The organism is Halomonas sp. Ps84H-12, assembly GCF_024124725.1.
GTDB lineage: Bacteria > Pseudomonadota > Gammaproteobacteria > Pseudomonadales > Halomonadaceae > Vreelandella > Vreelandella aquamarina.
In genome coordinates, this window is the sequence record NZ_JAMXSJ010000059.1 from 1 (window position 1) to 11,288 (window position 11,288).

Consider the following 11,288-nt stretch of genomic DNA (forward strand, 5'->3'; position numbering starts at 1 on the left):
TAGGAGTGCCGATGGTAGCGCGAAGGTGAAATAGCGCACGGTGGCTTCATCCAGGCGGCTGTTCGCCGCCCACGCGGGTGCCTCTTTCGCTCGTTGCTCTCGCTCTTTCGTTACGCCGCGCTACGGGCGGGGTTCAGTGCATGCACTTGTAGCGCGTGGTAAGCGAAGCGCACCCGCGAAGCACTCCGGTAGGAGTGCCGATGGTAGCGCGAAGGTGAAATAGCGCACGGTGGCTTCATCCAGGCGGCTGTTCGCCGCCCACGCGGGTGCCTCTTTCGCTCGTTGCTCTCGCTCTTTCGTTACGCCGCGCTACGGGGTCAGTGCATGCACTTGTAGCGCGTGGTAAGCGAAGCGCACCCGCGAAGCACCCCGCTAGGGGTGCCGAAGGCGGCGATGAGGATTGATGCTTCCCGGTAGCCACATCTAGGCGGCTATGCGCCGCCCCCGCGGGTGCCTCTTTCGCTCGTTGCTCTCGCTCTTTCGTTACGCCGCGCTACGGGGTCAGTGCATGCACCTGTAGCGCGTGGTAAGCGAAGCGCACCCGCCTCCTTCGTTGGCTCTTTGCTCGTGCTTATTTCGTCATACCCCTTCCGGCCCGATGTTGTTAGTGTTTTTCCCTATCCCCAAAATCGCGCTTCGATACGGCACTAAATGCCGGTTTCTTGGAATTTTGCTTTGTTCATTGCTACCTCACTCCCCATTGCTTCTTCTATTACGACACAACTCTTGATTGGCGAGTCGTATTATTATCCACGCGTTAAAAAGCAGCTTGATAAGCCAACGGCGTTTTTGGGCTGGGGGCTGAAGGGGAGTGGGGTTCGTGCTGAAAAACTGGCACGTGAATACGAGGCCGAGTGTTGGCACTTGGAAGATGGTTTCATACGTTCCTATATGCCTGGAGCACGTTCGGTTGGTCTCTCGTTGGTCATAGATAAAACGGGCATTTATTATGATGCCAGTCGTCCATCTGACTTAGAGACATTGCTGGAAAAGTCCAAAGACCTGCTGAACGGTGTGAGTGAGAACATCAGTGACTGCATCGCGCGGATAAAGAAAAATAAGATTAGCAAGTACAACCATGCACCTTTGCTTGATGTGGAATGGCTGTCAAGCGTACCGCAAGGTAGCGTGCTCGTGATCGACCAAACGTACGGCGATTTGAGTGTCGAAAAAGGGGGCGCGAGTGACGCTGACTTTTACAAAATGGTTGACGTGGCACTGGCTGAAAATCCACAGGCGACTGTTTATATCAAAACCCATCCAGAAGTTTCCAGTGGTCAAAAGCGTGGGTATCTGAGCGATTATCCAGATCACCCCCGTGTCGAAAAAATCACTTGGCCATGCAATCCCATTCACTTGATGGAGCATGTCGAAAAAGTCTATGTGGTCACCTCGACGATGGGGTTCGAGGCGCTAATGCTAGGGAAGCCGGTCAGTGTTTTTGGTATGCCTTGGTACGCGGGGTGGGGGGCGACCATGGATTACCAACATTGCGCAAGAAGAACACAGCGCCGCTCTATGCAAGAGCTTTTTGCGGCTGCCTATATTCACTATACGACCTATTTGAACCCTGTGACTCACAAGCCTGGCAGCCTGAATGATGTGATTGATTGGCTTGTGCTGCAAAAGCAAAAAGAAGCTGAATTGCCCAAACGTGTGATTGCAGTGGGGCTGCGCAAATGGAAAGCGGCCAACTTGGCCCCTCTGTTATCGCTGCATCCTGAAAAACTAGTGTTTGCCAAATCACAGCGCCGCGTACAGCAACTTGGAGTAAACAGCGATGATGCGGTGGTTGCTTGGGGGCGTGATATTTCTTCTGAATTAGAGGCGCTCATCACTCATACGGGGGCTGCCCGTTGGCGTATGGAAGATGGTTTTATTCGATCAGTCGGGCTGGGGGCGAACTTGGTCGCTCCACAATCGCTGGTATTGGACGATCAGGGGATCTATTTCGATCCTTCCAACGTTTCACGCTTGGAAAGCCTTCTTACGACTCTCACTCCTTTGGGAAATGAACTACGAGCGGCCCAACGGGTCAGGGAGCTTATCGTCCGAGAAGGTATTACTAAGTACAATGTCGAGCCTCGCGTAACGCCTACTTGGGCAGATGGAGAAAAGGAGGTAGTGCTGGTTCCTGGGCAAGTGGAGGATGATGCCTCTATCCGCTATGGATCTAAAACCATCTTCTCTAATTTGAGGCTTTTGCAGGCTGCCAGGGCTAGGCATCCCCAGGCGCTGGTGGTGTACAAGCCCCACCCAGACGTCGTATTTGCAAACCGGGCAGGAAAAATCGATGAGGCCTATGAGTATGCTGATATTGTCGAGGATACTTGCTCGGTTATTAGCTGTATCGAGCATTGTGATGTTGTTCATACCATGACGTCGCTGGTGGGGTTCGATGCGCTGCTTAGAGGTAAGAAAGTCGTTACCTATGGCGAGCCTTTCTATGCAGGTTGGGGATTGACAGAGGATCAGGCTGAACACAGCACGGCTCTGAAACGGCGTGTGAGGACATTGACCCTGGATGAATTAATCGTGGGTGTTCTCCTTCGCTACCCGCGCTATTGGGATCCCCTTTTGAGAGGCTACACGACCTGCGAGGGGGTGATTCGCCAGATCATTAGCCAGCGAAATGCCAATGAAAGCGTGAAAAGCCCCGCAAGTCATCGCCCTGGTTTTCTGAAAAAGCAGTGGATCAAGAGAAAAGCTATCAAAGAAGCACGTTTGAACTTTTACAACATTTAGGTCAAAGAAAATGCGAAAGTATTTTGGCACCGATGGTGTGCGTGGCCTGGTAGGTGAGTTTCCGATGACCCCTGACTTTGCCATGAAACTGGGTTGGGCCGCAGGGCAGGTATTGGGTGCCGAAGGTGTCAAAGAAGTCATTATCGGGAAAGATACTCGTGCCAGTGGCTACATGCTGGAGTCGGCGCTGGAGGCGGGTTTTTCCGCAGCGGGTGTCAACATTGCTCTGGTAGGGCCGTTACCGACGCCTGCAGTGGCATATCTGACCTCTACCTTTCGTGCTGATGCGGGCGTCGTCATCAGCGCCTCGCATAACCCGTTTCACGATAACGGCATTAAGATTTTTGGTCAGGGCGGTTTCAAACTCTCAGACGCACAAGAGCAAGAGATCGAGCGCTTGCTGCATACCGCCATTGAAGGCGGCATGACGTGTGTGAGTTCGGAGCTGTTGGGTAAAGCCCGCCGAGTAGACGATGCCGCTGGGCGTTATATCGAATACTGCAAAGCGAACCTGCCCGGCCACTTGAGCTTGAGCGGCCTGAACGTGGTGGTGGATAGCGCCAACGGCGCTGCCTATAAAGTGGCCCCGGCCGTGTACCGCGAGCTGGGGGCCACCGTGGTGAGTATTCACGACCAGCCCAACGGCGTGAACATCAACGCGGGCTGCGGTGCCACGGCGATGGAAAGCCTACGGGCGGCCGTGCTGCAGCATAAAGCCGACCTGGGGATTGCGCTGGATGGCGATGCCGACCGCCTGATGATGGTGGATCATACCGGGTCGGTGGTCGATGGCGATGAGCTGCTGTTCCTGCTGGCGAAAGATGCCAAGGCATCGGGTTATACCGGCGGTGTCGTCGGTACTCAAATGAGCAATCTGGGCCTGGAGCAAGCACTGGCAGCCATGGATGTGCCCTTTAAGCGTGCCAAAGTAGGCGACCGCTACGTGATGGAGCAACTCAAGGCCACCGGCTGGCGCTTGGGCGGCGAGGGGTCTGGCCACTTACTGAGCCTAGACCACGCCTCCACAGGCGATGCCATCATTGCCTCACTGCGCGTACTCACCTGCTTATTGCAGCAAGAGGCAACGCTGTTTGTGGCAAAGCAGGGCATGCACAAGCTGCCGCAAACGTTGATTAACGTTCGCTACACCGCCGTAGAAGGCATCGACCCGCTAGAAAGCGAGCAGGTGAAAGCGGCAGTCGCCAACGTAGAAACGGAGCTTGGCGATAGTGGCCGTGTGCTGTTGCGTAAATCAGGCACCGAGCCGCTGATTCGTGTGATGGTTGAGGCAGTGGATGCCGAGCAGGCGACGTCTTGCGCGGAGAAAATCGCCGCATCGCTGGCGTAATCCGGCCGTTCGTATGTCAAGCCAGCCAGCCTTTCGGCTGGCTTTTTTGTGATTGCACATGTTTAACCTTTGTGGCGCTGAGGCGCGATACAACATGTGCGTATTGGTGCTGTGTTAGCCTTATCGATTTGTTTACTACTATCATCGTTGCGTAAGCACCGTGCGAGATAGAAATGATATCTAGCAAGGGAGAAGGAAATGGAAGCCATCGTAACGGCATTTTTTAATGAAACACCGGATGCCAGCATTGCTAGCGAGAGGGTAACCTTTGGAACGTCAGGCCACCGAGGCCGAGCTACCGAGCGCACGTTTAACGAAGCGCACATTATTGCCATCACCCAGGCAGTAGTGGATTACCGCCAAGAAGAAGACTACCAAAGCCCGCTGTTTCTGGGGTTGGATACCCACGCGCTTTCACGCCCAGCTTGGGAGTGCGCGCTGCGAGTGCTGGCAGCTAATAAAGTGCCGGTGATGATCGAAAAGGGCCATGGCTACACGGCCACGCCTTTGGTTAGCCACGCGATTTTGCAGCATAACGTTCAGCAGCGCCACGCAATGCCCGCCGCGAAAGCCGATGGCTTGATTATTACGCCATCCCATAACCCGCCAGAAGATGGCGGTATTAAGTACAACCTCCATCACGGCGGCCCAGCAGATACCGAAGCGACCCAATGGATCGAGCTACGCGCCAATGCGTACCTGCTTCGTCAGCTAAGCGATATCACGCTGGTGCCGCTGGAAGAAGCGCTCGCCCATGCCCAGGAGTATGACTTCACCGCGCATTATGTGGCCCAGTTGGGTCACGTGGTGGACATGGCGGCTATTCAAAAAGCTAGTTTAACGCTGGGCGTAGACCCTATGGGCGGCACGGCGCTGCCCGTGTGGCAGGCGATTGGTGAGCATTTCGGCCTGAACCTGGAAGTCGTGAACACTACCATTGATGCCAGCTTCAACTTTATGCCGCCCGATCACGATGGCAAGATCCGCATGGATTGCTCCAGTGCAGCTGCCATGGCGAACCTGCTAAAGATTAAAGACCGCTTCGATATCTCCTTTGGCAACGACCCGGACGCCGACCGCCACGGTATTGTGGATGCTAACGGGCTGATGAACCCGAACCACTTCTTGGCGGTGTGTGTGGATTACCTGATCAGCCATCGCCCGCAGTGGAGCGATTCGCTGAAAATCGGTAAAACGCTGGTCTCTTCTTCGATGATCGACCGCGTTGTGGCCTCGCACAACCGTGAGCTGTTTGAAGTGCCGGTCGGTTTCAAATGGTTCGTGGATGGCCTGCACGAAGGCTGGCTCGCCTTCGGCGGCGAGGAGAGCGCTGGCGCGAGCTTACTCACCCAAGCAGGCGAGGCGTGGTCCACCGATAAAGACGGCATCGCGCTGTGCTTGCTAGCCGCTGAGATTATGGCCGTTACCGGCAAAACGCCCAGCGAGTATTATCAAACCCTCACTGAACGGTTTGGCGAGCCTTTCTACAAACGGGTCGATACCGCCTGCACCGCGGAAGAGAAAGCGGCGTTCAAAAACCTCACCGCCGATAGCATCACCGACACCACCTTGGCCGGAGACCCCATCACCGCCGTATTGGTCAAAGCACCGGGTAACCAAGCCGCCATTGGTGGTTTAAAAGTCACCACCGAAAACGGCTGGTTCGCCGCCCGCCCCAGCGGCACGGAATCGCTCTACAAAGTGTACGCGGAAAGCTTCAAAGGCCCGCAACATCTGGAAGAGCTGATTGAAAGTGCCACCTCGCTGTTATCTGGCGTGTTGAAAGGGTAAATAATTCACGTAGTGTGGCGTAAGCGAAGCAAGGTGGTTACGCCGTATTACGTGGCCCCACAATATGCAAGGCAGGCACCCGTAGCGCGGCGTAAGCGGAGCGCACCTGCGAAGCACTCCGCCAGGAGTGCCGATTTTGGCACCCAGGTATGATCATTAACGGTGGCTTCATCCAGGCGGCTACTCGCCGCCTTCGCGGGTGCCTCATTTGCTCGTTGCTCTCGCTTATTCGTTACGCCGCGCTACGGGGCGGTGCAGACACTCGTAGCGCGTGGTAAGCGGAGCGCACCCGCGAAGCACTCCGTCAGGAGTGCCGATGGTGGTACCTAGGTATGATCATTAACGGTGGCTTCATCCAGGCGGCTATCGCCGCCTTCGCGGGTGCCTCATTCGCTCGTTGCTCTCGCTCATTCGTTACGCCGCGCTACGTGGCTCTACGGCACTTAATGCAGGCACTCCGCTCTAATGGTTCGCAGGCACCCGTAGCGCGGCGTAAGCGGAGCGCACCCGCGAAGCACTCCGCCAGGAGTGCCGAAAGTGGCACCGAGGTGTGATGATTCACGGCGGCTTAATCGGGCGGCTACTAGGTTAATGGTGCAGGGTGGCATTGCGCTCTTTTCCATTGACTAGCTATGACGTACTACGCGTGCTTTTCATGATGTTGTAAACTATGTAATTAACACTGGAGTGATATGGACTGGCGTGACGCTTGCTTAATAAATGTAGGCTACAACGCTTTTTGTATATCAAGGAAGACATATGTACACACCGTTATCAGCTGCAACTCAGCGTGTTTATACCCCTGTTAATGCTCTGGCAGTTCATGCTGAGCGGCTCCAGGCTCAATCGCTAAGCGATTTGCTCTCTGACACTACGTCCGCACAACGTCGGGCGGAGTCTTTAGCATTTACGTTTGGCTCGCTTCATATCGATTTCAGTAAGCAGCGCTTAACGCAGGAGACTCTCTCCTTGTTAGTGGAGTGGGCTCATAGCTGCGGGGTAGAAACGAAGCGCCATGCGCTATTTGCGGGGGCTGAAGTCAACCCTTCTGAAAAGCGCCCTGCATTGCACATGGCGGCGCGGTGGCCAGTTGGCTCTATACCGCCAGAGGGAATGGAAACTGCGGCTACTTTTTGCCAGCAACAGCGTAAGAAGTTGGCAGATTTAGTACAACGTGCACATAGTGGTGAATGGTTTGGGGCAACAGGACAGGCTATCACTGATATTGTGCATATTGGCGTCGGTGGCTCTGATTTAGGCCCCAAACTGGTGAGTGAGGCACTGGCTGATCGCCCCAGCCGTGTCAAAGTGGGCGTGCACTATGTCTCGACCATGGATGGGTCGCAGTTACTGCCCTTAATGGAAACATTGAACCCTGCCACAACGCTGCTGGTGCTGGCGTCGAAATCTTTCACGACGGCCGATACGCAGTTCAATGTGCGTACGGCACTGCTGTGGCTCAGCGATGCGCTTGAAGTGGAAGAAGAGACCATCCGCCGTTATCAACTGCTGGGTGTGTCATCTAAACCCGATAAAATGACTGAGTTTGGTATTCCCCAGGCGCATCAGTTGGAGTTCAAAGAGTGGATTGGCGGCCGATTTTCGCTGTGGTCTCCGATTGGCGTGAGTGTTGCCATGCAGCTTGGGATAGAGCATTTTGATGCTCTGTTGGAAGGGGCGCATGCGATGGATCAACATTTCATGGCCGCGCCACTGGAAGCAAACTTACCTACGTTAATGGCCCTGGTGGGGGCTTGGAATAGCCAGTTTTTAAATATCCCTACTCACGCCGTATTGCCTTACGATGGCCGCCTTAAAAGCTTGGCTGCTTACTTACAGCAGCTAGAGATGGAGTCGAACGGTAAAAGCGTTGGTTTAGATGGCCGCTCAATCAATCATGCGACTTGCCCTATTTTATGGGGCGATGTAGGGCCTAACGCGCAGCATGCGTTTTATCAGTTGCTTCATCAGGGTGGGCATACCGTCAGTGCAGATTTTGTGGCGGTGGCAGACCGTGCTATTAGCGCTTTCGAGCACATTAATACAGCGTTAAACGACCAAGAGGCGCTGACGCTGGCGAACTGTTTGGCGCAGTCACAGCTATTTGCGTTAGGAGACGATGCGATACCGCCCGCGTTACGTGGTTATATGGCACAGGGGTATCGAGGCAATCAGCCTAACTCCGTTATACTACTCAAATCGTTAGATGCTTGGTCGATAGGCGCGCTATTGGCGCTATATGAGCATAAGGTGTTTGTTCAATCAGTATTATGGAACATCAACCCTTTTGACCAACCTGGCGTGGAACTCGGTAAGCAATTAGCCAATAGCTTATACCTAACCCTGGCGGGCCAGCCGATTGACCACCAGAATGTAGAAGATCCCGGTACTGCTCAGCTGCTGCGTAAAGTGAGTGAGTGGCGTCAGCAATGTAACGAAAAAGGAAATGGTAAATGACCCAAGTACGCAAAGCGATTATTCCGGTGGCCGGTTTCGGTACGCGCCTGCTGCCTATCAGCAAGGCGATTCCTAAAGAGATGGTGCCGGTGGTGGATCGCCCTCTTATCCAACACGTGGTGGAAGAAGCGCTGGCCGCAGGCATCAACGAAATTATTTTGGTCACGCGTGCTGGAAAATCGGCCATTGAAGACCACTTCGATGCGCATTTTGAACTTGAGCATTCGCTAGCTAGCAAGGGTAAAAATGCGCTGCTGGAAACCCTTTCGGCCATTTCCCCTAAAAAGCTAAAAGTGACCAGCGTTCGTCAGCCCAATGCGAAAGGACTGGGGCATGCCATTTACTGCGCTTCTCACTTGTTAGACAAAGACGAGCCCTTCGCGGTGATTCTGCCGGACGTACTGGTCAAACCCCAGGTAGGCAGCAGCGCGTGTGACTTGGGCAGCATGGTCGAGCGCTGGGAAGCTTCGGATGCGTCGCAAATCATGGTAGAAGCGGTGCCGCAAGAAGACGTTTATCGTTACGGCATTGTCGACTGCGACGAGCCAGCGGCGGGAGAAAGCGCTACTATGCGCGGCGTGGTGGAAAAGCCCAAACCGGAAGACGCGCCGTCGCGCCTGTCTGTCATTGGCCGCTACGTGCTGCCGTACCGCATTATGGAGCTGCTGCGCGATCAGCCGCCGGGCGCGGGTAATGAAATCCAGCTAACCGATGCCATCGACCGCTTGATGCAAGAAGGTCAAACCGTGCAGGCGTTCCGCATGCATGGCCGCACCTTCGATTGCGGACACATCGAAGGCTGGCTGCAAGCCAACACCACGCTCGCCCGGGAAGCGGGATACGACGTTTGACGAGCTGTTGAACGATGAGTGTTTGAAAACCGTCCTATGTGGGCGGTTTTTTATTTTCTGGAGGGGGGGTATGCGGGAATTACTGGAACAGGTCTTGGCCATCGCCAAGCAGGCCGATCATGCCATTATGGCCGTGTATGGCCGTGAGTTTGATGTCACGGTAAAAGTGGACAACAGCCCGCTGACAGAAGCTGATCAGGCAGCTCATAAAGTAATACTGCATGGACTGCAGGCACTGCCACTCCATTACCCGATCCTATCCGAAGAGGACGTAGAAGGCTTTTCAGGTGTGGGTCAAGATGGCCGTTATTGGCTGGTGGACCCGTTGGACGGCACCAAAGAGTTCATCAAGCGCAACGATGAATTCACGGTAAATATTGCCCTGATTGAGCACGGTGTACCCATTCTCGGTGTCGTCACTGCGCCTGCGTTGGGAACGGCTTATATCGCCGCAGAAGACGTTGGCGCTTTCAGCATCGACGCTGAAGACCAACGCCATGCGATTCAAGTGGCGGGGAAACCCTCACCAGGAGCGGTATGGCGTGTACTGGGTAGCCGATCCCATTCAAACCCTGCTTTATCAGCCTGGCTGGATAAGCTGGGTACCTACGATATCCAGCCCTTGGGTAGCTCGCTAAAAAGCTGCCTAATTGCCGAAGGCAAAGCCGACGTGTACCCGCGTTTAGGCCCCACCAGCCTCTGGGACACTGCAGCCGCCCATGCGGTAGTGCGATACGCCGGAGGCCGAGTGGAAACATTAGAGGGGCAGCCGCTCAGCTACGCAAACCCATCCAAAACCTTAAACCCGTCATTTGTAGTGTGGGGGTATTTGTAACCCGCGCTACGGTGCTGCCACTCACCACTCACCACTCACCACTCAACGCTTTTCCAAGCGGAGCGCAACCGCGAAGCACTCCGTTAGGAGTGCCGATAGTGGCACTGTGGTGTGATGATTCACGGTGGCTTGATCAGGCGGCTATCGCCGCCTTCGCGGGTGCCTCATTTGCTCGTGCCTCGCAAGATTCGTTACGCCGCGCTACGGGTATGTGCAGTTGCCCAGTGTTGGTAGGTTTTACGGCACTTGAGGTGAGAACCCGTAGCGCGGTGTAAGCGGAGCGCACCCGCGAAGCACTCCGTTAGGAGTGCCGAAGGTGGCACTGTGGTGTGATGATTTGCAGTGGCATCATCCAGGCGGCTATCCGCCGCCTTCGCGGGTGCCTCATTTGCTCGTGCCTCGCAAGATTCGTTACGCCGCGCTACGGGTATGTGCAGTTGCTCTGTGTTGATAGGTATCACGGCACTTGAGGCAGGCACCCGTAGCGCGGCGTAAGCGGAGCGCACCCGCGAAGCAGCCCGCTAGGGGTGCCGAGGGTGGCGCAGAGGTTTGATGGTTCACTGTGGTCGAATCCAGGCGGCTATCCGCCGCCTTCGCGGGTGCCTCATTTGCTCGTGCCTCGCAAGATTCGTTACGCCGCGCTACGGGTATGTGCAGTTGCCCAGTGTTGGTAGGTTTTACGGCACTTGAGGTGGGCACCCGTAGCGCGGCGTAAGCGGAGCGCACCCGCGAAGCACTCCGTTAGGAGTGCCGATGGTGGCACTGTGGTGTGATGATTTGCGGTGGCTTGATCAGGCGGCTATCGCCGCCTTCGCGGGTGCCTCATTTGCTCGTGCCTCGCAAGATTCGTTACGCCGCGCTACGGGTATGTGCAGTTGCTCTGTGTTGATAGGTATCACGGCACTTGAGGCAGGCACCCGTAGCGCGGCGTAAGCGGAGCGCACCCGCGAAGCACTCCGTTAGGAGTGCCGATGGTGGCACTGAGGTGTGATAATTTTCGGTGGCTTGATCAGGCGACTATCCGCCGCCTTCGCGGGTGCCTCATTTGCTCGTGCCTCGCAAGATTCGTTACGCCGCGCTACGGGTATGTGCAGTTGCTCTGTGTTGATAGGTATCACGGCACTTGAGGCAGGCACCCGTAGCGCGGTGTAAGTGGAGCGCACCCGCGAAGCACTCCGTTAGGAGTGCCGATGGTGGCACCGAGGTGTGATCATTCACGGCAGCTTCATCCAGGCGGCTATCGCCGCCTTCGCGGGTGCCT

At 55.4% G+C, this 11,288-nt stretch carries 7 protein-coding genes; 6 read left to right on the forward strand and 1 reads right to left on the reverse strand.

Features of this window, described 5'->3' with window-relative positions:
- The first annotated feature begins 651 nt into the window (after window positions 1-651).
- The 6 genes from NH344_RS17310 to cysQ all read left to right on the forward strand — a co-directional run bounded on the left by NH344_RS17310 (window position 652) and on the right by cysQ (window position 10,027).
- A complete protein-coding gene (locus tag NH344_RS17310) occupies window positions 652-2,745 on the forward strand; it encodes a capsular polysaccharide biosynthesis protein (RefSeq protein WP_253028213.1) in 2,094 nt (697 codons plus the stop codon).
- A gap of 10 nt (window positions 2,746-2,755) precedes the next feature.
- Window positions 2,756-4,093 (forward strand): phosphoglucosamine mutase, encoded by a 1,338-nt coding sequence (glmM, locus tag NH344_RS17315; RefSeq protein WP_253028214.1) that lies wholly within the window; start codon window positions 2,756-2,758, stop codon window positions 4,091-4,093.
- Between the two features lie 198 nt (window positions 4,094-4,291).
- Window positions 4,292-5,884 (forward strand): phosphoglucomutase (alpha-D-glucose-1,6-bisphosphate-dependent), encoded by a 1,593-nt coding sequence (gene pgm, locus NH344_RS17320; RefSeq protein ID WP_253028215.1) that lies wholly within the window; start codon window positions 4,292-4,294, stop codon window positions 5,882-5,884.
- Between the two features lie 759 nt (window positions 5,885-6,643).
- Complete coding sequence (gene pgi / locus NH344_RS17325; RefSeq protein ID WP_253028216.1) at window positions 6,644-8,341, forward strand: glucose-6-phosphate isomerase; 1,698 nt, start codon at window positions 6,644-6,646, stop codon at window positions 8,339-8,341.
- Window positions 8,338-9,192: a UTP--glucose-1-phosphate uridylyltransferase gene (locus NH344_RS17330; protein ID WP_253028217.1), complete on the forward strand. Its 855-nt coding sequence runs from the start codon at window positions 8,338-8,340 to the stop codon at window positions 9,190-9,192. The genes pgi and NH344_RS17330 overlap by 4 nt, the downstream gene beginning before the upstream one ends.
- A gap of 70 nt (window positions 9,193-9,262) precedes the next feature.
- Window positions 9,263-10,027 (forward strand): 3'(2'),5'-bisphosphate nucleotidase CysQ, encoded by a 765-nt coding sequence (gene cysQ, locus NH344_RS17335; protein WP_253028218.1) that lies wholly within the window; start codon window positions 9,263-9,265, stop codon window positions 10,025-10,027.
- Window positions 10,028-11,095: 1,068 nt separating this feature from the next.
- Here the strand turns inward: cysQ and NH344_RS17340 are convergent.
- A partial coding sequence (locus tag NH344_RS17340) for a hypothetical protein (protein ID WP_253028219.1) occupies window positions 11,096-11,288 on the reverse strand: 193 nt, incomplete at its 5' end.

Bases quoted from the DNA above. Each gene is read 5' to 3' on its own strand.
- NH344_RS17310 (WP_253028213.1), top strand. From the start codon at position 652: ATGCCGGTTTCTTGGAATTTTGCTTTGTTCATTGCTACCTCACTCCCC.
- glmM (WP_253028214.1), top strand. From the start codon at position 2,756: ATGCGAAAGTATTTTGGCACCGATGGTGTGCGTGGCCTGGTAGGTGAG.
- pgm (WP_253028215.1), top strand. From the start codon at position 4,292: ATGGAAGCCATCGTAACGGCATTTTTTAATGAAACACCGGATGCCAGC.
- pgi (WP_253028216.1), top strand. From the start codon at position 6,644: ATGTACACACCGTTATCAGCTGCAACTCAGCGTGTTTATACCCCTGTT.
- NH344_RS17330 (WP_253028217.1), top strand. From the start codon at position 8,338: ATGACCCAAGTACGCAAAGCGATTATTCCGGTGGCCGGTTTCGGTACG.
- cysQ (WP_253028218.1), top strand. From the start codon at position 9,263: ATGCGGGAATTACTGGAACAGGTCTTGGCCATCGCCAAGCAGGCCGAT.